The organism is Streptomyces sp. NRRL S-1813 (assembly GCF_000719605.1).
Lineage (GTDB): Bacteria > Actinomycetota > Actinomycetes > Streptomycetales > Streptomycetaceae > Streptomyces > Streptomyces decoyicus.
On sequence record NZ_JOHB01000052.1, the window covers coordinates 1 to 26,470 of the forward strand.

21 protein-coding genes and 1 pseudogene are annotated in these 26,470 nt (G+C 69.7%); 11 read left to right on the forward strand and 11 right to left on the reverse strand.

Annotated features, from left to right (window positions below):
- Window positions 1-95 precede the first annotated feature (95 nt).
- Window positions 96-743, reverse strand: a complete 648-nt coding sequence (locus tag IF67_RS0136755; RefSeq protein ID WP_051819039.1) for a TMEM175 family protein — start codon at window positions 741-743, stop codon at window positions 96-98.
- A gap of 508 nt (window positions 744-1,251) precedes the next feature.
- On the opposite strand from IF67_RS0136755, the gene IF67_RS0136760 reads away from it, so the two are divergent.
- The 4 genes from IF67_RS0136760 to IF67_RS0136775 all read left to right on the forward strand — a co-directional run bounded on the left by IF67_RS0136760 (window position 1,252) and on the right by IF67_RS0136775 (window position 7,384).
- Entirely contained in the window at window positions 1,252-2,232 is a 981-nt protein-coding gene (locus IF67_RS0136760; RefSeq protein ID WP_030993162.1) for an ABC transporter permease, read from the forward strand.
- Window positions 2,233-2,336: 104 nt separating this feature from the next.
- Window positions 2,337-3,410: an ABC transporter permease gene (locus tag IF67_RS0136765; RefSeq protein ID WP_078889867.1), complete on the forward strand. Its 1,074-nt coding sequence runs from the start codon at window positions 2,337-2,339 to the stop codon at window positions 3,408-3,410.
- 70 nt (window positions 3,411-3,480) lie between these two features.
- Complete coding sequence (locus tag IF67_RS0136770; protein ID WP_037840313.1) at window positions 3,481-5,616, forward strand: ABC transporter ATP-binding protein; 2,136 nt, start codon at window positions 3,481-3,483, stop codon at window positions 5,614-5,616.
- Window positions 5,617-5,689: 73 nt separating this feature from the next.
- A complete protein-coding gene (locus IF67_RS0136775; protein ID WP_030993166.1) occupies window positions 5,690-7,384 on the forward strand; it encodes an ABC transporter family substrate-binding protein in 1,695 nt (564 codons plus the stop codon).
- A gap of 153 nt (window positions 7,385-7,537) precedes the next feature.
- On the opposite strand, the gene IF67_RS0136780 is transcribed toward IF67_RS0136775, so the two are convergent.
- Window positions 7,538-8,743 (reverse strand): cytochrome P450 family protein, encoded by a 1,206-nt coding sequence (locus tag IF67_RS0136780; RefSeq protein WP_030993167.1) that lies wholly within the window; start codon window positions 8,741-8,743, stop codon window positions 7,538-7,540.
- Between the two features lie 400 nt (window positions 8,744-9,143).
- Here IF67_RS0136780 and IF67_RS0136785 point away from each other — a divergent pair, with 400 nt between their 5' ends.
- From IF67_RS0136785 to IF67_RS0136795, 3 genes are all read left to right on the forward strand, one after another.
- Window positions 9,144-9,845, forward strand: a complete 702-nt coding sequence (locus IF67_RS0136785; protein ID WP_030993169.1) for a class I SAM-dependent DNA methyltransferase — start codon at window positions 9,144-9,146, stop codon at window positions 9,843-9,845.
- Window positions 9,846-9,972: 127 nt separating this feature from the next.
- Window positions 9,973-11,883: an ATP-binding SpoIIE family protein phosphatase gene (locus IF67_RS0136790; RefSeq protein WP_051819041.1), complete on the forward strand. Its 1,911-nt coding sequence runs from the start codon at window positions 9,973-9,975 to the stop codon at window positions 11,881-11,883.
- 520 nt (window positions 11,884-12,403) lie between these two features.
- Window positions 12,404-13,102 (forward strand): hypothetical protein, encoded by a 699-nt coding sequence (locus IF67_RS0136795; RefSeq protein WP_234341598.1) that lies wholly within the window; start codon window positions 12,404-12,406, stop codon window positions 13,100-13,102.
- 143 nt (window positions 13,103-13,245) lie between these two features.
- Here IF67_RS0136795 and IF67_RS0136800 read toward each other — a convergent pair whose 3' ends face one another.
- Both IF67_RS0136800 and IF67_RS0136805 read right to left on the reverse strand, forming a co-directional pair.
- Window positions 13,246-14,490 carry an RNA polymerase sigma factor gene (locus IF67_RS0136800; protein WP_030993175.1) on the reverse strand — a complete coding sequence of 415 codons (1,245 nt, stop codon included), beginning with the start codon at window positions 14,488-14,490 and terminating at the stop codon, window positions 13,246-13,248.
- A gap of 8 nt (window positions 14,491-14,498) precedes the next feature.
- Entirely contained in the window at window positions 14,499-14,858 is a 360-nt protein-coding gene (locus tag IF67_RS0136805) for a YciI family protein (protein ID WP_030993176.1), read from the reverse strand.
- A gap of 725 nt (window positions 14,859-15,583) precedes the next feature.
- On the opposite strand from IF67_RS0136805, the gene IF67_RS0136810 reads away from it, so the two are divergent.
- On the forward strand, window positions 15,584-16,636 hold the full coding sequence (locus IF67_RS0136810) for an AI-2E family transporter (RefSeq protein ID WP_051819043.1): 1,053 nt from the start codon (window positions 15,584-15,586) through the stop codon (window positions 16,634-16,636).
- A gap of 602 nt (window positions 16,637-17,238) precedes the next feature.
- The gene (locus IF67_RS42545) at window positions 17,239-17,904 is read left to right on the forward strand and encodes a TGBp1 family protein (RefSeq protein ID WP_234341602.1); all 666 of its coding nucleotides are present in this window, start codon (window positions 17,239-17,241) and stop codon (window positions 17,902-17,904) included.
- A gap of 313 nt (window positions 17,905-18,217) precedes the next feature.
- Here the strand turns inward: IF67_RS42545 and IF67_RS0136815 are convergent, their stop codons facing one another.
- The 4 genes and pseudogenes from IF67_RS0136815 to IF67_RS0136830 form a co-directional block, all read right to left on the reverse strand.
- Window positions 18,218-19,204, reverse strand: a complete 987-nt coding sequence (locus IF67_RS0136815; protein ID WP_030993179.1) for a hypothetical protein — start codon at window positions 19,202-19,204, stop codon at window positions 18,218-18,220.
- Window positions 19,205-19,324: 120 nt separating this feature from the next.
- Window positions 19,325-19,696: pseudogene (locus IF67_RS39905) on the reverse strand (IS110 family transposase); the annotation flags it as partial.
- 276 nt (window positions 19,697-19,972) lie between these two features.
- Complete coding sequence (locus IF67_RS45545) at window positions 19,973-20,284, reverse strand: hypothetical protein (RefSeq protein ID WP_234341599.1); 312 nt, start codon at window positions 20,282-20,284, stop codon at window positions 19,973-19,975.
- 407 nt (window positions 20,285-20,691) lie between these two features.
- On the reverse strand, window positions 20,692-22,161 hold the full coding sequence (locus tag IF67_RS0136830; protein WP_030993182.1) for an MDR family MFS transporter: 1,470 nt from the start codon (window positions 22,159-22,161) through the stop codon (window positions 20,692-20,694).
- A 596-nt stretch (window positions 22,162-22,757) separates the two neighbouring features.
- Between IF67_RS0136830 and IF67_RS0136835 the strand changes: the two genes are divergently transcribed.
- Window positions 22,758-22,967 (forward strand): hypothetical protein, encoded by a 210-nt coding sequence (locus IF67_RS0136835; RefSeq protein ID WP_030993184.1) that lies wholly within the window; start codon window positions 22,758-22,760, stop codon window positions 22,965-22,967.
- Window positions 22,968-23,922: 955 nt separating this feature from the next.
- Here IF67_RS0136835 and IF67_RS0136840 read toward each other — a convergent pair.
- The gene (locus tag IF67_RS0136840) at window positions 23,923-24,576 is read right to left on the reverse strand and encodes a TetR/AcrR family transcriptional regulator (RefSeq protein ID WP_030993186.1); all 654 of its coding nucleotides are present in this window, start codon (window positions 24,574-24,576) and stop codon (window positions 23,923-23,925) included.
- 187 nt (window positions 24,577-24,763) lie between these two features.
- On the opposite strand from IF67_RS0136840, the gene IF67_RS0136845 reads away from it, so the two are divergent.
- Window positions 24,764-25,429 (forward strand): SRPBCC family protein, encoded by a 666-nt coding sequence (locus IF67_RS0136845; RefSeq protein ID WP_030993188.1) that lies wholly within the window; start codon window positions 24,764-24,766, stop codon window positions 25,427-25,429.
- A 5-nt stretch (window positions 25,430-25,434) separates the two neighbouring features.
- Here IF67_RS0136845 and IF67_RS0136850 read toward each other — a convergent pair whose 3' ends face one another.
- Window positions 25,435-25,677, reverse strand: coding sequence for a hypothetical protein (locus IF67_RS0136850; RefSeq protein ID WP_051819045.1), 243 nt, complete (start codon window positions 25,675-25,677; stop codon window positions 25,435-25,437).
- 26 nt (window positions 25,678-25,703) lie between these two features.
- On the reverse strand, window positions 25,704-26,270 hold the full coding sequence (locus IF67_RS0136855; RefSeq protein WP_030993191.1) for a pyridoxamine 5'-phosphate oxidase family protein: 567 nt from the start codon (window positions 26,268-26,270) through the stop codon (window positions 25,704-25,706).
- Window positions 26,271-26,470: the final 200 nt, after the last annotated feature.

The window sequence follows — 26,470 nt, forward strand, 5'->3', positions numbered from 1 at the left end:
CAATGGCTGCATACCTACAATCACCACCGCGGACACACCGCGCTCGCAGGCAAACCACCCGCCAGCCGCGTCCCCAACCTCACAGGGCAATACAGCTAGGAGCCGGCCCGCTGAGCGGCCGCGCGCAGGCGCTTGCCCCGTTTGCCCGTCACCACTCTGACCGGGATCAGTACCGTCCACCACAGCTTCGCGCCGGTCGGGGAGACGAAGGCGAGCGGCACGGCGACGGCGAAGACCAGCACCGTCGCCGCGAGGTCGGCCACATCGTTGCGTGCGACGGGATCGGGCAGCGCCGCCCTCCCCAGCCACGGGCGCTTCCACAGGACGACCGTCAGTGCGAGCTGGGTGGCCCCCATCGCCGCGACGGCGCCGGAGTAGACGGCCACCGACTGCGACAGGTCCCCGTACTCGGCCAGCAGAGTGGTGGGGAAGGGCATCAGGGCGATCAGCCCCAGGCCCAGCAGACCGAGCCGGATGACCGTCCCGTCCACCTCCCGTACATACCGGAAGATCTGGTGGTGGCCCCGCCAGAACGCCGCGATGACCAGCAGGCTGAGGGCGTACGCCCACACCTTGGGCATCACGTCGCTCAGTGCCCGCTCGAAACCGGCGGGGTCCAGTCCGGCGGGCAGTGTGATGTCCAGCGCCAGCAGCGTTATCGCGATGGCGAACACACCGTCCGACAGCGCGAGGAGCCGGGCCGCGCTCCCCTCGTCGTCCTGTACTCGCTGAGGGCCGTTCACGACGCCACCCTAGGGTCAGCCGCCCCGGAACATCCCGATTGATCCTTTGAACGCGTCGAGTCGCCCACCGGGCTTCGTGGCCCGGTCGAGGGTCATGGTGATTCCCGTCGGCCACTTCGTCCGCGCGGCCGTCACCGGGCCTCCGGCGGCAGGTGGGGAGGGTGGGGAAGGTGAGGCCCGCTGTGCGTACCCACTACCTCCGCTGTCGTAAAGTCTTCGTCAACTACCCGCGCACCACATCACGTTCGGACGGTGTCCGGATGTCGGGTATCGCCCCGCCGGGGAGCGGTCAATGCCTGGGAATCGAAAGTGATCCTTCGTTACTTCCGTGGAATCCGGTAGTGGTGTCCGCAATGCCCTTGTTCACCAAAGGAGTTGACGTTACCCATCCGTAAACATCTCGTTATCGACAAACGTGTTGAATACATGAAAGATGTGCTCGATCCGCACCGACCCCCACTTCGGCTGAACATGGCTGAATCGGTGCGCGCGAGGGAGAGACATCGGCATGGGCCGTTACTTGCTGCGCAGGCTGGCGAACTATCTGGTACTGGTCATCGTGGCTGCCTCCCTCACCTACTTTCTGGCCGGGCTCAGCCTCAATCCCCGCGCCAAGTTCGAGGGCCGTAACCCGCCGCTGCCCGCGTCGTCGATCACCAAGACGCTCGACGACTACAACATGAACCCGGACACCCCGATCCTGTCCCGGTTCGGGCACTGGGCGGAGGGCGTCGTCCACGGCGACCTCGGCAAGACCATCGAAGGTGACGACGTCAACGACGACTTCGGCCGCAGGGTGGGCGTCTCCACCCGGCTGCTGCTGATCGCCACCCTCATCGGCTCCCTCGGCGGTGTCGCGCTCGGCGCATTCGGCGCCATCCGCCAGTACCGCTTCTTCGACCGGTTCACCACCCTCGCCTCCTTCTTCGTGCTGGCCATGCCGGTCTTCGTGATCGGCGTCGCACTGAAGATCGGCGCCACCGCGCTGAACGACGGCTCCCAGACCATCAAGGTCCTCGGCGAGTACGACCCGCAGTACGCGGGCCAGTGGAACCTCGACGCCCTCGTCAACCGCGCCCAGCACATGCTGCTCCCCGCGCTCACCCTGATCATCCTTCAGGTCGCGCTCTACAGCCGCTACCAGCGCTCCACCATGCTCGACGTCCTCGGCAGCGACTTTCTGCGCACCGCCAGGGCCAAGGGACTGCGCCGCCGAAAGGCCCTGGTCAAACACGGGTTGCGCACCGCGATCCTGCCCGTCGTGCCCCTGCTGGTCTACAACATCGTGCTGCTCTTCACCGGTGCGACCTTCACCGAGAAGACCTTCGGCTGGCACGGCATGGGTGAGCTGCTCGTCGACTCGATCAACAAGCAGGACGTCAACTCCGTGGCCACCGTCGGGCTGTTCACCGCCGTCCTGGTGCTGATCGCGGGACTGCTGTCCGATCTGCTGTATGCGGCGCTCGATCCGCGCGTACGGGTCCGCTGACTCCCCCAGCTACCGCTGGGAGGTGCCCCCACCCCGGCTTCCGCTGGGAGGTGCCCCCATCGCCGACCGGCCCCCACCCCCACCGCCCCTCAGGAGAGCGCGCGATGAGCGTCCAGCTGCCCCCCGCGACCGAACCGGTCCCCGGCCCCGTCCCGCCCGGTGAAGCCGAAGGCCGCCCCGCCAAGGCCCCTACCTCCCGGCTGCGGCTGACGGTCCGTCGCTTCACCCGGAACCGACTGGCACTGTTCGGACTTTTCCTGCTGGTTCTGCTGTTCCTCGGCGCATACGGCGGCCCGCTCCTCACCAAGTGGGACTACCAGCAGCACGACTTCATGAACTTCCTCGCCGGCCCCTCCGAGGACCACTGGTGGGGCACCACGCAAGGCGGCGTCGACCTCTTCTCGCTCACGATGAGAGGTCTTCAGAAGTCGCTGATCATCGGCCTCCTCGTCGGTGTCATCTCCACCTTCCTGGCCGCCACGGTCGGCGCCTTCGCCGCGTACTTCGGCGGCTGGACCGACCGGGTGCTGATGTGGATCGTCGACCTGCTGCTGGTGATGCCCTCGTTCCTGATCATCGCCGTCCTGTCGCCCGCCTTCCGCGGCGCCACCTGGCTGATCTTCGTGGTCCTGCTCGGTGCCTTCAGCTGGATGGTCACCGGCCGCGTCGTACGCTCGATGACCTTCACGCTCAAGGACCGCGAATTCGTCAAGGCCGCCAAGTACATGGGCGTCCCCGCGCCCGTCATCATCTTCCGGCACATCCTGCCCAGCATGGCCTCGATGCTCATCATCGACACCGTCATCCAGGTCGGCGCGGCGGTCATCGGCGAGAGCAGCCTGTCGTACTTCGGATTCGGCGTGCAGGCACCCGATGTCTCCCTCGGCACGGTGATCGCCGACAACACCACCAATGCCTCCACCTACCCGTGGCTGTTCTTCTTCCCGGCAGGCTGTCTGGTGCTGATCGGCGTCTCCATCTCCTTCGTCGGCGATGGGCTGCGCGACGCGCTCGACCCCAACGCGTCGGGAGCGAAGGCACGTTCGCCCCGCAAGAAGAAGCCGCTGAAGCAGCGGCTACCGGCCGCGGGCGCGGTGCTTCCGGCTCAGGCGACGGCTTCCGGCACTCGGCCCGATGAGCCCGAGACGTCCGCCGGCAGCCAGGGCGCCGCCTCGTGAAGCGCGCTGTCCATCCCCAGCATCAGCACCAGTACCCCGCGCACCGCGCGCCCCAGGAAGGACCCCGACGGTGACCGAGACCAGGTCGTCCCAGCCCACCGAGGCTCTCGACGCGGCGCAGCCCGTCCTCGACGTCAGCGATCTGACGGTCTCCTTCCCGAGCGAAGCGGGCGACGTGCAGGCCGTACGCGGCGTCTCCTACGCCGTGCGTCCCGGCGAGGTGCTCGGCATCGTCGGTGAGTCCGGCTCCGGCAAGTCGGTCTCCTCCATGGCCGTACTCGGGCTGCTCCCCGAGAGCGCCGAGGTCGCCGGGTCGGTCAAGCTCGCCGGGCGCGAACTGCTCGGCCTCGGCGACGCCGCCATGTCGAAGATCCGCGGCAAGGACATCGGCATGGTCTTCCAGGACCCGCTGTCCGCGCTGACCCCCGTCTACACCGTCGGCGACCAGATCATCGAGGCCATCCAGGCCCACCAGTCGCTGGACAAGAAGGTCGCCCGCAAACGGGCCGTCGACCTCCTCGACGTGGTCGGCATCCCCGACTCCAAGCGCCGGGTGGACGCGTTCCCCCACGAGTTCTCCGGCGGTATGCGCCAGCGCGCGATGATCGCCATGGCCATCGCCAACGACCCCAAGGTCATCATCGCCGACGAGCCCACCACCGCCCTCGATGTGACCATCCAGGCCCAGGTCCTGGAGGTGCTCAAGACCGCTCAGGAGGTCACCGGCGCCGCCATCGTCATGATCACCCATGACCTCGGTGTCATCGCGGGTTTCGCCGACCGCGTGCAGGTCATGTACGCGGGCAAGCCGGTCGAGGCGGGCCCGGTGGACGAGGTCTACTACCGTCCGCGGATGCCGTACACCATCGGTCTGCTCGGCTCGATCCCGCGGCTGGACGAGGCCCGGACGGAGGGCACCGCGCGCCGTGCCCTCACCCCCATCGACGGCAACCCGCCCAAGATGGTCGGCCTGGTGCCCGGTTGCCCCTTCGCCCCGCGCTGCCCGATTGCGATCGACGAGTGCCACACGGTGGAACCGGAGTTGACCGTCGCCGAGGGTTCCGACCATCCGACCGCCTGCCACCGCGCGCACGAGATCGGCGCCGGGCTCGACCGCGACGCCGTCTACCCGGTGCCGGTCCTCCCGGAAGCCGGCGCGATCGAGCGGCTGCCGCGCGACGAGCGCCCCACCGTTCTGGCACTCGACGGGCTCGTCAAGCACTTCCCGCTCACCAAGGGCGCCATCGTCAAGCGCACCGTCGGCACCGTACGGGCCGTGGACGGCATCAGCCTGGACATCCGCGAGGGTGAGACGCTGGGCCTGGTCGGTGAGTCCGGCTGCGGCAAGACCACGACCCTGCTGGAGATCCTCGACCTGCCCAGCGGCCAGGCCGGCACCGTCACCGTCTTCGGCAAGGACATCCGCGGCCTGAGCCGGGCGGACCGCAAGGGGCTCCGCCGCGACATGCAGATCGTCTTCCAGGACCCGATGGCGGCGCTCGACGCCCGGATGCCGGTCGGCGACATCCTCGCCGAGCCGCTGAAGACACACGGCTGGGACAAGGAACGCATCGCCGCCCGCATCCCCGAACTCCTCGACATGGTCGGCCTGGAGGCCGAGCACGCCGACCGCTACCCGCAGGAGTTCTCCGGCGGCCAGCGCCAGCGCATCTCCATCGCCCGCGCCCTCGCGCTGGAACCCAAGCTGGTCATTCTCGACGAGCCGGTCTCCGCCCTCGATGTGTCCATCCAGGCGGGCGTCCTCAACCTCCTCGACGAGCTGAAGACCCGTCTCGGGCTCAGCTACCTCTTCGTCGCCCACGACCTGTCCGTCGTACGGCATATCGCCGACCGCATCGCGGTGATGTACCTCGGCCGGATCGTGGAGCTCGGCGCGGCCGACGACGTCTTCGCCGCGCCGTCCCATCCGTACACCCAGGCGCTGCTGTCCGCGGTCCCGCTGCCCGACCCGCGCAAGGAGCGGGAACGCACCCGGATCCTGCTCAGCGGCGACCTGCCCAGTCCGGCGGACGTGCCGTCCGGCTGCCGGTTCGCCGGCCGCTGCCCGAAGTACGCCGGGCTCAACGACAGCGAGCAGGCGCGCTGCCGGGACGAGGACCCCGCCACGGCTGTCCTCGCCGCGGACCACACGGCGGCCTGCCACTACGCGACGCCGCTCGATGTCGTCCCGCCCGCAGCGCACTGATCCGCCCGCACCTCCGCTCCGCACCCGCACATCCGTAGCCGGCACGTTTTCGACAGCTCAGGAAGAGGCATCCGTGAAGGTCTCCCGCTATCCACTCGCCCTCGTCGCGACCCTCACCGTGTCGTCGCTGGCACTGACCGCCTGCGGCGGCTCGGACAGCGACGACGCCCAGCAGAAGGCTCCGCAGGGGACGACCGCCGTCAACATCAAGGCGACGGACCCTGCGAAGCTCAAGCAGGGCGGGACGATGAACTGGGCCATCCAGACGTTCGCCACCCAGTGGAACATCGCGGAGGTCGACGGCCTGCAGTCCGGCCCCACGGAAGTCATGAAGTCCCTGATGCCGAGCCTGTGGCATTCGGACGCGCACGGTGCGCAGAACCCCAACAAGGCGTTCCTGCTGGATGCCTCGTCCGCGACGGTCAAGGGAAAGCAGGTCGTCACCTGGCATCTGAACCCCAAGGCGAAGTGGTCCGACGGCACGCCCATCACCTGGAAGGACCTTGCGGCCAACACCAAGGCCCTCGACGGTCACGACAAGGCGTTCAAGGTGGGTTCCACCGTCGGCTTCGACCAGGTGGAGGACGTCGAGAAGGGCAAGGACGAGTACGAGGCCGTCATGACCTTCGCCAAGCCGTTCGCGGACTGGAAGGCCATGTTCAACGCGTCGGCCAACCAGCCGCTGTACCCGGCGAAGTACGTCTCGGACGCCAAGGCGTTCAACACCGCCTACGTCAACAAGATCCCGGTCACCGGCAACGCCTTCAAGCTGGGCAGCATCGACAAGTCCGCCAAGACCGTCACCGTGGTGGCCGATCCGAAGTGGTGGGGTGACAAGCCCAAGCTGGACAAGATCGTCTTCCACGCGATGGACACCAGCTCGATGCCCGGCGCCTTCGCCAACGGCGAGATCGACTACTTCGACGTCGGTGGCGACGCCTCCGCCTACAGGCAGGCGTCCAAGGTGTCGGCCGGTGAGCTCCGTGAAGCGGGCGGCCCCAACTACCGTCAGCTCACCTTCAACGGCGGGAGCGGCAAGCTGAAGGACCCGAAGGTCCGCCAGGCGCTCTTCATGGCCACCGACCGCGCGACGATCGCCAAGTCGGACCTCAAGGGCCTGGGCTGGAAGCCCTCCACCATGGACAACCACCTCCTGATCTCCAACCAGAAGGGGTACCAGGGCAACTCGGGCAAGCTCGGCACGTACGACCCGAAGGCGGCCGGAAAGCTGCTCGACGAGGCCGGATGGAAGCTCAGCGGCAAGACCCGTAAAAAGGGCGGCAAGGAGCTGTCGCTGCGGTTCATCATCCCGGCGAACACCCCCGCGGCCACCAACGAAGGGTCGATGCTGACGCAGATGTACCAGCAGGTCGGCGTCAAGCTTCAGGTCCAGACGGTGCCGTTCAACGACTTCTTCGACAAGTACATCACCCCGGGCGACTTCGACATCACGCCCTACACCCTGCTCGGCACGCCGTTCCCCGCCAGTGGCTCCACCAACGTCTACAGCGCCAAGGGCGGCAACAACGACGCCAACGTCGGCAGCAAGAAGCTGGACGACCTCCTCTACGCGGCCAGCGCCAACGCCGCCGACCCGGCCGGCGCGCTCAAGCAGACCAACCAGGCCGACGCCGAGGCGTGGCAGCTCGCCGGAGTCCTGCCGCTCTACCAGCGCCCCGACATCGCGGCGATCAAGAAGAACCTCGTCAACATGGGTGCGCTCGGCATGACGGACGTGGTCTACGAGCGCATCGGCTTCACCAAGTAGTCCGCTGAGCAGCAGGCGCACGGACGCCGGTGGCCGTACCCGAACGGTTGGGGTACAGCCACCGGCGTTCATACGTTCCGTCGTTCCGTACGTGGCGGAGTCAGCCGATCCCGTCCACCGCCATCCGCCGAGGCGGCCTGCCGGCAAGGCCCTTCACGACCAGCGGACGGGAAGACTCCGCGGACCACGGAGCAAGGCGCCCAACCGCCAGGACAGGTCGGCCGGGTGGGCGTCCAGCTCCAGCTTCGGGCAGCGCTCCAGGAGCGTGCGCACCGCGATCCGCGCCTCCAGCCGGGCGAGCGGGGCCCCGAGGCAGAAGTGGATGCCATGGCCGAAGGCCACATGGCCCCTGGCGTCGCGGGTGATGTCGAAGCGGCCGGGATCGTCGAATCGGCGGGGGTCGCGGCCCGAGTCGGCGATCACGGGGAGCACCACCTCGCCGCCACCGGGGATGACCGTGCCCGCGATCTCGGTCGGCTCGAGGGTGAAACGGAACGTGGAGGTCTCCAGCGGCCCGTCATAGCGCAGCATCTCCTCGACCGCGCCGTCGACGAGGGACAGGTCGGCGCGCAGCAGGGCGAGTTGCTCGGGATGGGTGAGCAGCGCCAGGACGCCGTTGGAGATCAGATTGGCGGTGGTCTCATAGCCGGCGATCAGCAACAGCTGTGCCATTCCCAGGAGTTCCACCTGGCTGAGCCGGTCGCCGTCCTCGTCGCTCACCGCGATCAGATCGGTCAGCAGATCGTCGCCGGGCCGGGCGCGCTTGGTCTTCACCAGGTCGTCGAGGTAGCCGGCCATGGCCGTCAGGGCTTCCCTGGTCTGCGGCGTCGCGGCACCGACCATCAGGATGTCGGTCCAGGTGCGGAAGGCGTCCCGCTCCAGGAAGGGCACTCCCAAGAGCTCACAGATGACGGTGACCGGGAGCGGGAAGGACAGCGCCTCGACGAGGTCGGCGCGGCCTTCGGGTGCGGCGAGCATCGCCGCGAGGAGCTCGTCGGTCATCTCCTGGATACGTGGCGCGAGGGACGCCACCCGACGCGCGGTGAAGGCACGGGCGACCAGTCCACGGATACGGGTGTGCTGAGGCGCGTCGGAGCGGAGCATCGACACGCCGATGGACACCTGCTGCATGGTCTGCGCGGACGAGGCGTGCCGCCACTCCTTCGACAGACGAGGATCGCTGAGGGCCGCGCGCACCTCTTCGTAGCCGACGACCAGCCAGACGACCGTGCCCTCCGGGAGACGTACGCGGTGTACGGGCCCCCGCTCGCGCAGCCGCGCGTACACGGCGTGCGGATCGCGAACGTAATCCTTGCCTAACGCCGCCAGATCGAGGGCCTCCACCGGTTCCGTTGCCATCTGGTCTCCTGTCCCCGTGACCTGTGCCGCGGTACGTCTGGGTACGGGGGAACTATCCGTGGCGGCGGCTCCGCAAACCGTTCGGCCGACGCTCAACTGCGTGCGGTCAGCGGGGGTGTTCGGCAGCACGGTGCCCGGCCACGGGTGTGTGGAAGGGCGCCGGCCACCACGGTTGGGGAGAAGCCCTCGGAGGTGGTCGTCGCTCGCCCGTTCGTCCACCCCCGCGCTCCGGAGCCGGGCGCCCCGCCGCCGGTCGGGCTGCCGGACGAGCGGCCGGTCCTGGCCACCGTGCGCGCTCCGTGCGAGCCCTGGCGGCCTGCTGCTGTGCAGGGGGCGGTGGCGGTCGGGAGGGGTGCATGATGGAGGTAATCGAATAAACGCACGTGAAGAGGCGTCATTCGTGAGCGAAGGTTTTCTGGAGACCGGTTACGAGAGCGACGAGGCCGCCCCCGAGGGCATACGGCCCGATCGCGAGGGGCAGGCCGAGGCGTTCGACGCGATCGGCGACCGCTATGACGAGGCGTTCCCGTACAAGAAGGGGCAGCTCGCCGCCGCCGAGTGGCTGATCAGGACGCTGCCCGCCGGGTCCCGCGTGCTGGATCTGGGCTGTGGAACCGGCCTCCCGACGGCACGGCAGCTGGTGGAGGCGGGTTTCGCGGTGGTCGGCGTGGACCTGTCCCGTGGGATGGTGGATCTCGCCCGGGAGTATGTGCCCCGTGCAACGTTCCACCGGCTGGATATCGCCGACCTGGGGCCCGACGGCCCCCACGACCTGGGTCGTTTCGATGCGGTCGCGGCCTTTTTCTCCCTGCTGATGCTGCCGCGCGCCGAGATCCCCGGTGCGCTGCGGACGATCCACGGCCTGTTGGTTCCCGGTGGCCTGTTCACCCTGTCGATGGTGGAGGCCGATGTGGACTACTTCACGATCCCGTTCCTCGGCAACACCATCCGGGTGTCCGGCTACCTGCGGGACGACCTGCGCACGGCCATCGAGGAGGCGGACTTCGAGGTCGTTGAGGAGTCCTCGTACACCTACGCCCCCGCGATCTCGGACGTGCCGCCCGAGGAACAGCTGTTCCTCAACTGCTCGCGGCGCGGCTGAGGCCGCCCCGCGGTCCCTGGCGCCCACCGGACGGACGAGACGAGAAATGGACCCCCGCACCCCCGACCAAGGCCCCGGCAGGCTCTCCGCCGGGACCGGGGGCCGTCGTGCACCCCAGGATCTGGCAGTGGGCGCCACGCCGGTGGACACGGGCGCGGCCCCGCCGCCCCGGCCGCCGTCTCCCGGAAGCGGCCGTCCCGACAGCGTGCCCCCGGAGGACCAGGCCCCTTCCCGCCGCGGCACCACCCGTCCGGGTCCGGGCCCGGCTACCCGTCCGGGTCCGGATCAGGCCGCCGCCGAGCGCCCCGCGGAGGGCGTCCGGGACGAGGCGGAGCGTGCCCCCGGCACATCGACCGACCGGCTCCGGTACCTCGAAGCCGCCACGCGGCGGATCGCCCGGGGAATCGACCTGGACGAAACCCTCCGGGAACTGTGCCGGGCAGCGATCCCCACGTTCGCCGACGCCATCCTCGTCCACCTGCGTGATCCACTCCCGACCGGGGAGCGGCAGCCGGCCGAGCCCCTCGTCCTGCGGCTGCACAGCATCGCTCAGGGGCCGGAGGATTCGGTCACCGCCGCGCCTCCGGGAGCCGCGGACTTCGTACAGCTGACGGTCACCGGCCGGTTCGCCGAGCTGCTGCTGACCGGGCGTCCCGTGTTCGGCGACGCCCCGGAGATCGCGCCCGTGGTGACCGAACTGCTGGATCCGGTGGCGAGCATGCCGGCTTCACCGTCACCGGGCCGACGGTTGATCATCGCCCCGTTGTACGGCCGCCGGCGCCTCATGGGAACCGTCACCCTGCTGCGCGGCGCCGAGCGGATCGCCTTCACGGGGGACGACCTCCTCGTCGCCTCCCAGCTCGCCACCCACACCGCGTTCGGCGTCGACAAGGCGGCGCTCTACGGGCACGAAGCCTCGCTCGCCGACGCGCTCCAGCTCACGATGCTGCCCTCCTCGCTCCCCGAGACCACGGGTGTCCGGCTGGCGAGCCGGTACCTGCCGGCCGCCGAGACCTCCCAGGTGGGCGGCGACTGGTACGACGCGATCCCGCTGCCCGGCAACCGCGTCGCGCTGGTCGTCGGCGACGTCATGGGCCACTCCATGACCTCCGCCGCGATCATGGGGCAGCTGCGCACCACCGTGCAGACCCTCGCCGGGCTCGACCTGCCGCCGGAAGAGGTCCTGCACCACCTCGACGAGCAGGCCCAGCGCCTCGGCAGCGAGCACATGGCGACCTGCCTCTACGCCGTCTACGACCCCATATCGCAGCGGCTGCTGGTGGCCGACGCGGGTCATCTGCCCCCGGTACTGCTGCACCCGGACGGGTCGGGCGAAGTACTTCGGATCCCGCCCGGCGCGCCGATCGGCGTGGGCGGCGTCCCCTTCGAATCCGTGGAGATGCCCGCGCCCACGGGAGCGACCTTGCTCCTGTACACCGACGGCCTCGTCGAGTCCCGGGGCAGGGACGTCTGGACAGGAGTGGAGCTGCTGTGTGCCCGCCTGCAAGCCGCTGCCGCCGTGGTCGCCTCCCCGCCGCTGGAAATGCTCTGCGACGCGGTGCTGACCATCCTGGACCAGGACGCCCGGGACGACGATGTCGCGCTGCTCGCCGCCCGGTTCGACGGTTTTCCGCCGCGCAATGTCGCGTACTGGTTCCTCAACCCCGAGCCGCAAACGGCCGGCCGGGCCCGGCAGCTGACCCGCAGAGCGCTGCACCGCTGGGGCCTGGACCCGCTGCTCGATACGACCGAGCTCCTGGTCAGCGAGGTGGTGACGAACGCGGTGCGCTACGCCAACCGGCCGATCGCGCTGCGGCTCCTGCGCACCGATGTGCTCCGCTGCGAAGTGGGCGACGATTCACCGCAGGTACCCCGGATGCGACGAGCTCAGGCGGGTGACGAGGGCGGACGCGGTCTGTTCCTGGTCGACCGGCTCGCGCAGCGCTGGGGAGCGACACGGCTGAGCACGGGCAAGGTCGTCTGGTTCGAGCAGCCGATCCCCGAGGAATACCGCCCGAACGGACGGGACGTGCCGTAACACCCGTCCGTGGCTCACCCATACGAGGCCCCGTGGCTCACCCGCGCGAGGCGCCCGTGGCCCCCCTCCGCGCCAACTCACCTGCGCGGGCGGGAACATCGACCGGGCCTCCGCGTTTCGGTGGTGCCGCGCAGGGCACACGCTCTGTAGTCCCCGGCCGGCCCCCCGTCCGGCCGGGGACGCCCCTCCGGCCGCAGCGCGCACACGCTCACACCCCCGGAGCCACCGCGCGTCGTACCGGCGACAGCGACCCCCGGAGAAGCCGAAGGGACGCCGAACGGACGGGGTGATCCGGCGGCCACATGGACGGCCGGTGAGCGCGGTTCACGGGGAGTGTCGCGGTGACTATGTGTCGGATGATCGGCCAGGTGTTGCACCGGCGCATTCCGCCCGATGCGTCGCGCGCCCGGCCGGTGGGAGGAATCTGCTGCCTAAACCTCCGCCTCACATGTCGCGTTTTCCCTCACGGCTCGTTGTCGCTCACATGATTCCCCGTAGCGACCCCCTGGGTGCCAAGACGATGAACAGACCGATGAGCGTCAGCTGGGCCGGACGCATCGCCCTGATCGAGCCCGCCCCCAAGCCGGCCCGCTACGCCCGCTATCTGGCGCCCCATTGGAAGGGCATGGCGCGCCTGGACAGCAACAATGGGATCGGTGCTCTTCCGGCCGCCTTCCTCCTCCTGCTTGCCGGGGCGCTGCTGTTCGGAGCCGGCGGGGCCGGCGCGGCCCTCGTGGTCCGAGCGGCCTACGGCCAGCCCCCTCTGCTACAGCTCTGGCTGGCCTTCGACACCGCCACCGCTGTCACCCTGACCGCTTCCTACTGGCTGGTGAGCCGCTACGGCCTGCGGTTCTACGACACCGAACCCGCCGACAACGAGATCTGGCGCCTGGTGACCGTGGCCAACACCGCCTGGCGCGCCCTTCCCCGCTCCCACCGCCGCATCCACCAGCCCCGGCTGCGCGCCGCCAACACCGCGGCCCGCTTGCTGCTCACCGACCACACCGATACCCGCACCCGTCAGGTCCTGGCCGCCCATACCGAGCTGCTGCGCCATCTGTCGATCACCGTTCTGCCGGACACCCAGCAGCACGGCCAGGCGGAAGAAGCCCTCAGCGCCGTTCTCGCCCACCACGACGCGGACGAATGCCAGATCCTCGACGCCGCCACCCCCGCGCCGCCCACCCAGCTTCCGTCCCTGGCCGCCGCCTCGGCATAACGACCACGCCACATCCGTCCGTCGCCCCTCAGCCCCTCTGCCTGCGGCGCTTCATGGTCACCGTCGCCGCAGGTCCGTCACCACAGGACGTGATGCGCTGCCGGGGTGCCGCGGGTCCTGCCGTGGCAGCCGAGCTGACTCCTTCACTGCCGGCCTCGGCCTCGGCCCTCCCCGGGGAGGGCTTGACGACTGCGCCGCAGGAAGTCACGCTCCGCCGCGTTCTCGGTGCGGGCGAGCGCCTTGTCGTATGCCAGGGCCGCCTCGGCGTTGCGGTCGAGGCGGCGTAGCAGGTCGGCGCGGACGGCGTGGAACACGTGGTAGCGGTCGAGCGTGAGGCTGTCGACGAGGGCGAGCGCCTCTTCCGGCCCCCGGACCTCCGCCACCGCGACCGCACGGTTGAGGGCCACGACGGGGCCCGGGTCGAAGGAGAGCAACTGGTCGTACAGCTGGAGGATCTGGCGCCAGTCGGTGACCGCCGCGGTCGGCGCGTCGCTGTGGACCGCGTTGATCGCCGCCTGGATCTGGTAGGGACCCGGCTGGTTGCGCCGCAGACACCGGCGGACGAGGGCATGGCCCTCCGCGATGAGGCCGTGGTCCCAGCGGCCGCGGTCCTGGTCTGCCAGCAGCACGAGGTTGCCGTCCGGGCCGGTGCGGGCGGCGCGGCGTGATTCGGTCAGCAGCATGAGCGCGAGCAGACCCATGGCCTCGGGCTCGTCGGGCATCAGCTCGACGAGGAGCCGGCCGAGGCGGATCGCCTCCCGGCAGAGGTCCTCGCGGATCAGTGCTTCACCGGAGCTCGCCGTGTAGCCCTCGTTGAAGACGAGGTAGACGACGGCCAGTACAGCGCGGAGGCGGTCGGGGAGGTCGGCGTCGGTGGGGACCCGATACGGGATCCGGGCGTCGCGGATCTTGCCTTTGGCCCGGACGAGCCGCTGCGCCATGGTCGGCTCGGCGACCAGGAAGGCGCGGGCGATCTCCGTGGTGGTGAGCCCGCCGAGGAGCCGGAGGGTCAGGGCGACCTGGGCGGCGGGAGCGAGCGCGGGGTGGCAGCAGGTGAAGATCAGCCGAAGCCGGTCGTCGCGCACGGGTCCCTCCTCGGCCGGTTCGTCGCCGGCGTGCAGCAGTGCGGCTCGGGCCTGCCGGTCCTCGCGGGACGCTTCCCGGCGGAGGCGGTCGATCGCCCGGTTGCGGGCGGTGGTGATGATCCAGCCCGCCGGGCTCGGCGGCAGCCCGGTGGACGGCCACCGCGCCACCGCCGCGGTGAAGGCGTCCTGGACCGCTTCCTCGGCGATGTCGATATCGCCGAAGACTCGGATCAGGACGGCGACCGCACGGCCGTACTCCTCACGGAACACACCCGAGATGTCCGCTGCGGTCGCCTTCGGCATGCCGGATGTCACCCGCAGGACCCGTGCTGTAGCGGCCTGACCTCGATGGGGAGGGTGGTGGCGCGGGCGAGCTTGCGGCCCCATTCGAGCGCGGCATCGAGATCGGGTGCCTGGATGACGGTGAAGCCGCCGATGTGCTCCTTGCCCTCGATGTACGGCCCGTCGGTCGTCAGCATCTCGTTGTCCTTCAGCCGCACCACGGTGGCCGTGCTCGGCGCGTGCAGACCTCCGGAGAACACCCAGGCGCCGGCCTCCCTGAGCTCGGTCTTCAGGGCCTCGACGTCCCGCATGATCGGCTCCAGGAACTCCGGCGGCGGCGGGGTCCCGTCCCCGTCGGGCTGGTAAATGCTGAGCAGGTAGTGCGTCATGGTGGGCCTCCTCGGCCGAGCGTTCCGCCGGCGCCTTGCCGGCCTCTCACCCTCTATACGAATGACCTCGTCCCGGATCGACACCGGGAGTCGACCGGCCCGGGATTTTTTGCGCCCGCTCCTACGGCGGGGGAGCGGAGGCGCCCTCACCTCCCAGCTTGAGCCCTCAGCGGAAGCACCGGAGCGGAGGGCCCGCACGGCGGCAAAAGCGTGCTCGGCGGTGTCGGAGGCCCATGGAGGGGGCGCACCCGCGGCCGTCAGCCGTGCCGGCCGCCTCAGGCGTGCCGGCCACCTCAGCCGTGCCCGGTCGCCTCAGGCGTGTCGGCCACCTCAGCCGTGCCGGCCGCCCCAGCCGCCTCGGACGTGCCAGTCCGGCCCGGAACCTCCCCCTGCCGCGTGCCTTCGGGGGAATACGGGCCCGCACACGTTCGAAGACCGTTCCGGGGTGATACCACCTGGGGTATGCGCGGAGGGCGGGCGCCTGCCCCTCGCGGCAGGCGTCCCCCTTCCGGCCCTGGGCAGCGGGAGGGGTGGGAGGCGGTGGCGGCCAAGTGCGGAACCGATCCGGCAGGGAGCGCGGGCGTTGCCCCGCCGCTCCCGAAGGCAGTGCACGGCGGCGCAGGAAGAGCACCGCGCGACTGGCCCGCGGGGCGCGAGCCGTAGGCGTGCGACGGCCGGCGGGTGAGAGGCCGGGCTGTCCGGGGGAGGCCACCGAAGTCTCTCCGATGCTGCGGGTGGCGGCGGCGTACGGCTGGCGCCTGATTATCGTCGGCGCGGCCGTCTACGCGATCTTCGCGGCGCTGGGACGGTTCCAGCTGGTGACACTGGCGGTGTTCCTGGCCATGGTGCTGACGGCTCTTCTGGAACCCCTGGTCAGTCTCCTGAACCGCTGGATACCGCGCTCGTGGGCGGTAGCGGCCGGTCTGCTGATCGGCATTGTGCTGCTCTTCGGTGTCCTGAGCCTGATCGGGGCGAATGTCGCCGGTGAGTGGCAGGGGCTGCGCCGGGAGTTCGTCGGCGGCGTGACCAGGATCGGGCGTTGGCTCGAAGGTCCGCCTTTCCGTCTGCGCGCGGGGACCCTCTCGGATGTGCAGGAGCGGGTGTCGCGATTCGTGTCGAGCCACCGTGCGAGCCTGATCAGCACCGCGCTCAGCGGCGTGAGCCAGCTCGTGGAAGTCCTGGCGGTGGGGGCGCTGGCGCTGTTCTGCTCGGTTTTCTTTCTGCATTCGGGCGACCGGATGTGGAAGTGGTTCGGCAATCAGCTTCCGCGGCGCGGGCGCCGGCCCGTGCGTGTCGCGGGGCGTGCCGCGTGGGTGACCTTCACCGGGTACACCCGCGGGATCGTGGTGGTCGCCGCGAGCAACGCGGTCCTGGTGGGAGTGGGGCTCTTCGCCCTGGGGGTGCCCCTTGCCGTCCCACTCGCCGTGCTGGAGTTCTTCGCCGCATTCATCCCGCTGGTGGGTTCGCCCGTGGCGCTGGCCGTGGCCGCCGTGGTGGCACTGGCCGCGAAGGGGCCTCTGGTGGCCGCGGTCGTCGTGCTGCTGATCGTCGTCATCGGACAGATCGAAGGCCATGTGCTGCACCCCCTCGTGATGAGCCGGGCCGTCCGCATGCACCCGGTGGTGGTGGCGCTCTCGGTCGTCTGCGGCAGCGTCACGGCGGGTGTGCCCGGAGCGGTCGTCGCCGTACCGCTGGTCTCGGTGGCCTGGTCCGTGTACGGCGTGCTGCGCGCACACCCGCCTCCGCCCGCGCCCTCGACGACCTCCCCGGAACGCTGAGCGAGCCCACTGCCCGGCGAAAGGCCGCATTGTCGCCACGCCGCAACAGCTGTGGGGCGCACCGGAGCATCGGCACATCGGTTGACCGGCGTATTGGTGGACCGGCGTATTGGTCCGACCGGTCCCCGCCGCGTCCGACGCCCGGACGCTTCGACCCGCTGTCCACGGTCGTGCCACTCACGGTCCTGCCACCCAGAGTCCTGCCGTCCACGGTCCTCCCCCCACGATGCCGGTCGACAGGCGTCGGGGCGATCGTGTACGCAGCCGAGCGGGCGGCAGAGACTGGCGGGTGCGGTCCGGGCAGGGACCGCACCGCTGAGCGGAGAGGCCCGGGGCCACGGCGCGGCCGAGCAGGACAGGAACGGACAGAAACCGCCTCGGCTTTGAAGTCCTTGTGCGCTGTGTGAGGATCGCTGGTCGCGGCTGCGGGGGCCATCAGTCAGGTCAAAGGACGGGTAGTGGGCAATTCGGTCTGGTCGGGCGCGACGGAGAACTCCGTTGCTGCGCAGGAGGAGTCGGCATTGCGGCCGCGAGGACTGGTGGACCTGCGGGGGCCGGCAGACATTCCGGCTCGGTTGTCGTATCCCGCGGGGGCGGTGGTGGTGGTCTCCGGATTGCCCGGGAGCGGTAAGAGCACCCTGCTGCGACGTTGGTCCACGGCCGCGGCCGTCATAGATCCGCGAGTCGTCCACGTCGCCTGTGAGACGGCGATGCCGGCCCGGCTGCCGTACGCGATGTACCGGCCCTGGGCGCGGTGGAGGTACTTCCGGTGGCTGCGTACGGCGGTACGCGACGGCGAGTCCTTGCTGGTCCACGATTGCGGTGGGCGGCCGTGGATGCGCCGGTGGCTGGCCAGAAGTGCTGGACGTCAAGGACGCGAACTTCACCTGGTGGTGCTGGACGTAGGGGTGACCGAGGCGCTGTCGGGCCAGGAAGCCCGAGGCCGGTGGGCCCCGCAACGCGCCTTCACCCGGCATCGCCGGGGCCTGGACCGGTTGCTCGGGGCGTTGTCCGGACCCGGCGCGGCACAGCCACGTGCCCCATGGACGGCCGACGAAGCCGACGCTCCATCAGCACAAGCCGCCGGGTTCCCGGATCCGCCCGCACGACCGGCGGACCCAGCTGCCGGCCCGGTACCGGAGGCAATATCAGTGGTCCTGCTGGGTCGCGGTTCGCGGGAGCAGGTGGCAGCCGTGGAGTTCGTCTCCGCACAGGTCAAGACACCGTCGCAGTTGCTGGGCGAGCGAACAGTGCCCCGGCCCGCCTGAGCGAGCGCCCTCACCGGTTTGGCTCTCAGCGGGTGAAGCGCCGGCGGGTCTGGCTGGCTCTTACAGGACCAGCGAGGCGTCCTACCGAGAGCGGGCGCCAGGCCCTGCCCGGCATGGTCCGCGCCGCCGGGAGAACCCGATCGAGCTGCGCCACCACACCGACCCGTACATCATCGAACCATCCTCGCGCCGGGGGAGAACGGGCAGATACCCGCCACCGTGTACGCGGAGCGCAATCATCCCCGCCCCTGCGGTACGTCGTGCTGGAGCCGGACCGAATCGCGTAGCAGCACCCCAACTGGGCGACAGGCCCTTAGCGCACGATGTGGTCCTCGTCGTCCGCCGGTGTGAGGGCGTCGAGGTCATCGGCGTAAGAGCGGATTTGAATGTCCTGGTGGGCGCGGGCGGCGGCGATCACGGGGGCGAACGCCGGGTACGCGTGCGGGTGTTCCTCCAACAGGCCCACGGCGGCGACGGCGCCGCACTCCGCGGTGTCCTCGTCTTCCGACTGGACCAGCCGTAGGCAGATCTTCGCCGCATGGAACGGGTCAGCCATGGCGATGAGCGTCTCTGCCAGCGGGTTGTCCGACCAGCGCCACTGTTCGCCTTCGATGACATCGCCGTTGAGCACGTCGCCGTGCTCCCAGGCCTCGGCGACGGCGGTGGTCACCTCGGTGGTCCACGGCAGTCCGGCTTGGGCAATGCCCCACGCCGCGGCGGCGCGCACAGCGGGCGTATGACGGGAGGCCAGAGCGCCGGAGAGCCACGCGGCGCGGCCGGCGACATCGTGCCGGGCCACGCCACCGGTCATGACCGCCGCGATGAGCGGATCCGGTTCGTTGAGCGCGCGCTCGCCCAACGCGTGTACGGCAAGCTCCTCGTGCCCGGTGCGCAACCCGGTCACGTAGGCGACGCGGTGCCGCACTTCACGGACCGGGTCGGCGAGGAGGGGGAGCAGGCGAGGTGTCGCCCGCGCGTGGGCCGCACGGATCTCGTGGTGTACGGCTTCGGTCTCCGCGATGCCGATGGTGATGCCGAGCAGCAGGTCAGCGAGGGTTGCCCGGCCAGGTGCCGCGGGGTCGAGCAGGAGGTCCACGAGAACGGGGTACGCCTTGGCCGACCCCGCGTAGACGCTTCCCTGGTGGACCAGGCAGTTGTGGAGGACGCCAACGGCCCGCCCGGCGCGGTCCGAGTCCTCGCCACAGGCGTCGAGAAGCCACTTGAGGGTGTCCGCTCCGTCGCCGTAGGCGTGTCCCGCCTCGGTCCAGTCGGTGCTGTGTAGTTCGATCCGTGCCCGCATCGTTGCTGTCGTCCCTCCGAGGTGTGCGCACTGTCGCGCCATCGGCCGACAAGGCTAGGGTCTTTCGTTCGGGTCCGGCCCCGGATCAGGCCGGGTCAGGCCGGATCAGCGAGCGGGGGGGCGGAGGGTGTGCGGCATGACGCGGGCGGCGTCCGCGAGGACGAACGCGTCGCGAGCGTCAGTCTTCGCCTCGCCCGGATAGAGATCGGCGATCCGCCGCATCGTCAGACCGGGCAGATAGGCGACCGGGCAGCCCATGTCCCGGGCCACTGCCAGCGGCAGGGCACCGATCGATGCAGGCTGGTCGACGACCACGAGCACGGTGCCGTGTTTGGCCTTGAGCTTGTCGAAGACCTCGCGGAGTCTGGGTTCGCTGTTGGGCAGCCGTTTGTCGAACGCCTTCTTCCCGGCCGGGGTGACGGCGGTGGCGTGGTGTTCGCCCTTGCCGACGTCCAGGCCCGGGAAGGCGCCGATCTCGATGGTGTCGATCATGCGCATCCTCTGGTCGTCCTCACCCGGCCGTCCCACGGCACCGATCGCCACATCCACATTACGAAGAGCCTCCCGACCTGCGGACAAGCCGGTGGTCATGCCCTAATCAGCGGTCTGTCAGTGCCTCCGGAGCCGGTGACACCACCCCCCAGGCCATGCCTTCGACAGGGGAGAAAGTCATGCCAGCTCCAGAGGCCGGGAGCCCCATTGCGGGGCCACGAAGACGGTAATGGGGGCTCAGCAGCCGGAGGGATCAGGCCATTCGCCAGGGTCTCGTCACCGGCGAGGTTTTCGTCCGGGCTCTGGTGGCGCTGGCAGCACAGCAGCAGCCCGGTACTCACTCCGGTCGTGGCCCGGCCCTGGGCCAGTCCTTCGGCCACCGCTCGGGATCGCCCAGCAGGGCGGCGGCGATGTCGGTGAGGGGGCGAGCGTGACCAGTGTCAGCTCTCCCGCGTGTTCGCGGAGGCAGGACAGCAGGGCATCGACGGCGCGCGTGCTCTCGCAGGCGGTGGTCGGGGTGGGCAGGCCGATGGCGCCCATGCCGTCCTCGCCGTGTACGTGCTGGGCGCTGGAAAGGGTTCGCGTCATCGGCCGGGCGCAGCCGGGGTGGACGGGGATGTCGGTGCGGCCTGCGGTCTTCGAGGGAAAACAGCGGCGGTGACAGGCCGGACTTCGCCGAGGCGGGACAACCGGTGGTGGTCTGTCGTCACCGCCCGGCGTGTCCCGTCTCCGTCGATCCGGCCCGGCCCGGTCTCACAGGAACTGGTCCGCTTCGCTTGTGGCCTCAGACGATGCGGTCTGCCGGCTTGTTCGATGTCCTGTCTGGTGAGATCGCGCGCGCCTGCCCCGGACGTCTTCGGTGCGCAGGCTCGGGACAAGGCCAGTGGACAGGTCCGGCCAGGTTCAGGGTGAGGCTACGTACCGGTTGGCCGGTTCATCACGGTGTGCATTGTTGTTTCCGCAATTCGGGCGGCTTGAGCTTCACCCGGCGGCCCTCATGCCCCGGTGGGCTGGTCCGCGGGGCTGCCGTCTTGGGCGTCGGCGGCAGCCATCCGGCCCGGCAGTTTCGCGGCAACGACGATCGTCACCAAGGCGAGAGCGGCGGCGACACCGAAGGCCAGCTTCATCCCGCTCAGCTCCGCGGGCACGGCGGCGACGCCGTCGGCGACCAGGTGACCGGTGCGCGCGGTCATCACGGTCACCACAAGCGCGGTCCCGAACGCCGCGGCGACTTGCTGCAACGTCCCGAGCATCGAGCTGCCGTGCGAGTACAGGTGCGGGGGCAGACCGCCCATGCCAAGAGTGAAGACGGGGGTGAACGTCGCCGCCAGGCTCACCATCAGCAACGCGTGCAGTCCCAGCACCTGCCAGTACGGCATCGTCATCGAGACCTGGGTGAAACCGGCGAGGGCGAGCACCATGCCGATCGAGCCGGGCAGTACCAGCGGCCGACTGCCGAACCGGTCGAATATCTTTCCGACGGTCGGTCCGAGCAGTCCCATGGCCAGACCGCCCGGCATGACCAGCAGGCCGGTCTCCAGCGGGCTGAGCCCGCGCATGTTCTGGAGGTACAGCGGCAGCAGGATCATCGACCCGAGCATCGCCAGGAAGCCGATGGATATGAGGGCCAAGGACAGGCCGAAGGTGCGGTACCCGAGGGTGCGCAGATCCATCAGCGGCACGCCGGTGCGTTGCAGCTTGAGCTGGCGGATCACGAAAACCGCGATGGCCACGACCCCGCCGATGCCGATGCCGATGCCGAGCCCGACCCTGCCGCCGGTTTCGCCGAGGAGGCTCAGGCCGTAGACCAGACCGCCGAAGCCGAGCGCCGCCACGGAGACACTCAGCCAGTCGATGGAGCTCACCTGCGGCTCGCTGATGTTGTCGACCTTGCGCAGCCCGAAGAAGGTCACCAGAGCCGCGATCGGCAGGACGGCCACGAACAGCATTCGCCAGGAGCCGACCTGGAGAATCAGCCCGGACACGGCGGGTCCGAGCGCGGGCGCCACCGAGATCGCCAGGGTGACGTTGCCCATCACCCGGCCGCGGTCCTGCTCGGGCACCACGATCATCAACGTGGTCATCAGCAGGGGCATCATCACGGCTGTACCTGCGGCCTGCACGATCCGCCCCAGCAGCAGCACCTCGAAGGACGGCGCGACGGCTGACAGGGCGGTACCGGCGAGGAACACGCCCATCGCGATGGCGTAGGCCTGGCGGGTGGTGACCCGCTGGAGGAACCAGCCGGTGACCGGAATCACAGCGGCCATGGTCAGCATGAACGCGGTGGAGACCCACTGCGCCGACTGCTGGGTGACGTGCAACGACTCCATCAACCTCGGGATGGCGTTGATCAAGATCGTCTCGTTCAGGATCACTACGAACGTGGCCAGCACCAGCAGCCGCACCACGGTCGGTATGCGGCCCGCCTGCGCGGGGGGTCGCTCTTGGATCACAGCTGACATGGCAGCACCTCGCTGGGGGTTCCTGGTCACAGTCGCCTCGCAGCCAAGGGCTGTCGGCACGGACGTGGGTGGTGATTGTAGGAAGAGACCGGCACGCGTAGTAAAACTCATCGGCCGGCGTGAGTGTTTCGCATCGTCGCGCCGATCTCACCCGAATTTTCGCCTGTTCACGAAACCATCCGTCGGCGACACCGTGGCCGACGGGCCGCGCTTCATCGATGCCTGCTACGACGCCGGGAACCTGCTCCAGGGGGCACCGGTCAGGTCCTCGTGCCGCTGGATCAGGGCAACCACGACCTGTTCGTAAGTGAGGCGGTGGCGAGGCGGCGGCGCGGAGGGGGCGCGTGCGGCAACGACTGCGACCACGACGCCAGCGGCGGGGTCAACGGGCCGGAGGAAGACGGTTCACGCCGAGGCGTGAGCCAGCGTGCCGAAGAAGACCGCTCGGTAGTCGACCTTGGCTTCGGCCTGGAGCACCAGGCAGCGGTGACCCGCACGAACGTCTCCGCAATCTCCCGTCTCGGCGATGGGCGGCCACCTGTTGATGAGGGCGACAGCAGGTGCGGCGGGAGATGTTCGGGTGAAAGCTAGGGGACATGGTGAAGCATGCCCCTCTTCATGTCTGTCCGCCCGCCAGTGACGGAGGTCGTCCGGTGACCCTCGGCGGGGTAGCTCTCGGTGTGGCCTACAACACCGCTGATGTGGTGCGGTTTCTGCGGCAGGCGGGTATCGACGACAGTCTCATCGCCCTCGATGACCGTAGCCTGATCGAGTGGCAGGGCGGTGGGCCCGAGGTGTGGGAATAGGCAGCCGTACCCGATGTGCTTGGGCGCCTGTGGCCGTTGTGGAGGGCATGGGCCATGGGCCGTCGGTATGCCCTTCGTCCAGCCAGCCAGCCAGCCAGCCAGCCATCCAGCCGGCCAGCCGGCCATCCAGCCGGCCGACGGGCGGGCGTGGCGGGTGACCGCAGGACAGGGACACAGCACGAAGTGGCCCGGTGTGCGGCAGAGGCACGGGGACCTCATAGCCTGGCGATCGAACTCGATCTGGCGCGCCAGGCCACCGCATCACCACAGGGGGACCCGTATGTCTGCGTACTCACCGCCACCACAGGGGCCGACTCCCTACGGCCGGCAGCCCGGCCCGACCCCGTACGGTCCGCCGCCAGGTCACGGTGGCCCGGCCCCCTACGGGCCCCCTGCCACTGGTCCGTTCGTCCAAGTTCAGCAGCCTGCGTACGGGCCGCTGCCGGTCCAGCAGTCCGGCGTCCCGATGTTCACGCCGACGGGGCCTGCGCGACGTCCTTGGCTCCGGCCGCTCATCGCGCTCGGCGCCGTAACCGTGGTCTTGGCAGGGTTCTGGGTATTGAGCATGGCGACCGACGACGGTAAGCCCCCGGAGAGAGACGCCCGCGACGCGGTCGCCGGGGACTGTCTGGAAAACCGTGGCACACACGCTGGACCGCCGCCCAGGAGCTCGTCTGCGCCGGTCACCTCTCCTGGTCCTTGGCGGTCGCCGGTCCCGCCGCGCTCCTGACGCAACGCCGGCGCAGGAGCGGCGGAGCGGGCCGCCGGGCAGGGGCGTAACGGCTCTATCCGCGCCCCGTGTGCATCTGTACATCGGGCAACGACGCACACGGACCAGCGATCAGACGACCCGACCCGAAGGAAACGCTGGACCAGCGGACTCAGCGCATCTCCTGTGATCCGCCGGCGTCCGAACCGGATCCGGAGGCGTTGCACCGCATGCGACCTCAGGACCTCAGGATCGGGGTGCCAGCAGGTCGTCCAGTTCGGCCGCGAAGAGCAGGGCGGGGTCGAGGCCCATGCCGGTGAAGTGGCCGGCGAGCTCCAATGACAGGACGCCGTGCAGGCGGGTCCAGAAGGTCAGGAACCGGTGGAGGGCCTCGGGTGAGGCGGGGTGGCCGGCGGCCCAGTCCCGGTGGTCCTCCAGGTAGGTGCCGAAGGGTGTCGCGGCGTCGTCCGGTGCGAGCGCCGTGCACGCGTCGAGCAGGGTCGTCATGATCTCGGAGGAGATAGCGGTGGTGTCCGCGGGCGCGTGGTAGCCGGGGATAGGGGTGCCGTAGACGAGGAAGTACCGCTGAGGGTCCGTCAGGGCCCAGCCGCGCAGGGCGTGTGCCAGCCCGGCCAGGTCGGCGCCGGTGGCAGAGGCCGTGCGGAGAGTCTCGGCGAGGCTTCGGTACGCCTCCCGGACGAGTTCGGTGATCAGGTCGTCGCGGCTGGCGAAGTAGCGGTAGAGCGCCGGTCCGCTCATGCCCATCTGCTTGGCGATCGCGTTGAGGGAGAGCGCGGACGCTCCCGCCGTGGCGATCTGCTCCCAGGCGCGTTGCGTGACCTCCGCTCGCACCTGGGCCCGATAGCGCTCCCGCGGGGTGTTCGCGCCCGTCGTCGCCATGGCCTGCCACCGCCTCCATCCATCTGGCTACATCCTCAAGGGTTGGTTAGAAGCTATCACGCACCCATTGACCTGCCACTCCGGCTGACGTTATAACCTCTAACGAAAGCGTGAGCTTATATCGGAGTGGGCCGCTCGGTGTGGCCGACTGGCAGTGCTCACGTCCCGACCGACAGAGGAGAACGCCATGTCCGGCATCCGCAGTACCGGCATCCGCGCCGCCCTGTTCCCCGTCCCGCTCGCCCTCGGCCTCCTCGGCGCCGCTGCCGCACCCGCCGGGGCCGCCGGTGCCGCCGGCTCCCACACGTCCCACGCCTCCCAACCCGGCAAGTCCCTCACCTGCCGCGGGAAGGGCGTCGACCCCGACGCTCTCGTCCGCCACCGGACCGAGACCGTGATCAACGCCCCGCTGCGCACCGTCTGGAAGCTACAGACCGACGTGGAGCGCTGGCCGTCCTGGCAGACCCCCGTCGAGAGCGTGGAACGCCTCGACCACGGCCCCTTCCGCAAGGGTTCGGCATTCCGGTGGACGACCCCGATACCCCCTAACCCCTCGACTCCCGCCACCAGCCTGGAGATCACCTCTACCGTCCAGCAGATCAAGCACAACTCGTGCATCCGCTGGACCGGTCCCGCGATCGGCGAAGGACTGCGCATCGACGGCGTCCATGTCTGGAACTTCACCGAGGTCAAGGGCGGCGTCCGTGTGAGCACCGAGGAGACCCACACCGGCGCCCAGGTGGAAGCGGACGTTCCCACCGCGACCAAGATCCTCCGTCAGGGCCTCGAGGCCTGGCTGCGCGAACTGAAGTCCGCCGCCGAAGCCGGCGCCCACAACCAGTTCCTTCAGTAACACGCCTAGGCGAAAGTGCGCAGGTACGTGAACTGACCTTTGTGTGGCCCCCTTTGAGGCCCCCGGGGCGGTGCCGCCGGGGCCTTCGGGGCCCCGGCGGCGTACTGGTGGGCCCGAACCGAGGCGCAGTCGGCATGGATGTCCCGGTCGATGCCGCCCTTGGCGTCGACGATGGGCTGGAAGTGCTGGAGCAGCCGTTCCCAGGCGTCGTCCGCCGACCACAACTGCTGCCGCTCGGGCCGGAACAACGAGCTACGGCTCGAAGGGACATGTACTAGAGACTGAGGGGCGGCAGCGGAAGCGGTAGGCCGGGCAGACCGTCGAGGCTTGCCGCGATGTGCTCCTTCTTCTCGAAGTAGCGCGCCAGGGAATCGTCGTCCTCACGCTCGAAGCGCTTGCGATGCAGATCGCGATCCCCTTCGTATGCCATGAACGGAACGGCGTAGCCGCAGGTGTCACGGACTAGGTCGGCCGTTACCACGATGATGGCGCGCAGTCCGTGCGATGCCGGGTCGATGTCCGGGAAGTTCGCGAGCAGGCCCTCGAAGCGTGGGTCGTCGCGGAAGACCGGCTCTCCACGGCCGTGAATGCGCACGATGTTCGGCGGGCCCTGGAAGGCGCACCACATCAGGGTGATGCGGCCGTTCTCGGCGTTGCTGCCGGCGAAGTCGAGGTAGGCCACCGTTTGTTCGTCGAGTACCGCGAACGAGCCGATTAGGCCTTTGGGCGACAGGTTGACCGTACCGTCGCCGGACAACGGCGCCGTCGCGGTGAAGAAGATGGGCTGTGACTCGATGAAGGCGCGGAGTCTTCCGTCTATGCGTTCGTGTGTCTTTCCCATGCCTGTGATTCTCGTCTACTCGAGCATGCGAAGGGGAGTGCCTCAGCCGCCGGATCACCTGCCTGGCGTGGCCAGGTCCCACCCACAATGTCGAGCTGCCTGATCGAAGAGACGCTCCCGAGCGCTGGGCGGGGCCATGTCGGATCAGGCTCCATGGTGGCCTGTGGAGGGGGCGTTACCACGCAGACGCCGAGGGGGTG

Bases quoted from the DNA above. Each gene is read 5' to 3' on its own strand.
- IF67_RS0136805 (WP_030993176.1), bottom strand. From the start codon at position 14,858: ATGACGCACTACCTGCTCAGCATTTACCAGCCCGACGGGGACGGGACC.
- IF67_RS0136800 (WP_030993175.1), bottom strand. From the start codon at position 14,490: ATGCCGAAGGCGACCGCAGCGGACATCTCGGGTGTGTTCCGTGAGGAG.
- IF67_RS0136815 (WP_030993179.1), bottom strand. From the start codon at position 19,204: ATGCGGGCACGGATCGAACTACACAGCACCGACTGGACCGAGGCGGGA.
- IF67_RS0136830 (WP_030993182.1), bottom strand. From the start codon at position 22,161: ATGTCAGCTGTGATCCAAGAGCGACCCCCCGCGCAGGCGGGCCGCATA.
- IF67_RS0136810 (WP_051819043.1), top strand. From the start codon at position 15,584: ATGCTGCGGGTGGCGGCGGCGTACGGCTGGCGCCTGATTATCGTCGGC.
- IF67_RS0136840 (WP_030993186.1), bottom strand. From the start codon at position 24,576: ATGGCGACGACGGGCGCGAACACCCCGCGGGAGCGCTATCGGGCCCAG.
- IF67_RS0136845 (WP_030993188.1), top strand. From the start codon at position 24,764: ATGTCCGGCATCCGCAGTACCGGCATCCGCGCCGCCCTGTTCCCCGTC.
- IF67_RS0136855 (WP_030993191.1), bottom strand. From the start codon at position 26,270: ATGGGAAAGACACACGAACGCATAGACGGAAGACTCCGCGCCTTCATC.
- IF67_RS0136795 (WP_234341598.1), top strand. From the start codon at position 12,404: ATGAACAGACCGATGAGCGTCAGCTGGGCCGGACGCATCGCCCTGATC.
- IF67_RS0136780 (WP_030993167.1), bottom strand. From the start codon at position 8,743: ATGGCAACGGAACCGGTGGAGGCCCTCGATCTGGCGGCGTTAGGCAAG.
- IF67_RS45545 (WP_234341599.1), bottom strand. From the start codon at position 20,284: ATGACGCGAACCCTTTCCAGCGCCCAGCACGTACACGGCGAGGACGGC.
- IF67_RS0136765 (WP_078889867.1), top strand. From the start codon at position 2,337: ATGAGCGTCCAGCTGCCCCCCGCGACCGAACCGGTCCCCGGCCCCGTC.
- IF67_RS0136835 (WP_030993184.1), top strand. From the start codon at position 22,758: ATGGTGAAGCATGCCCCTCTTCATGTCTGTCCGCCCGCCAGTGACGGA.
- IF67_RS0136760 (WP_030993162.1), top strand. From the start codon at position 1,252: ATGGGCCGTTACTTGCTGCGCAGGCTGGCGAACTATCTGGTACTGGTC.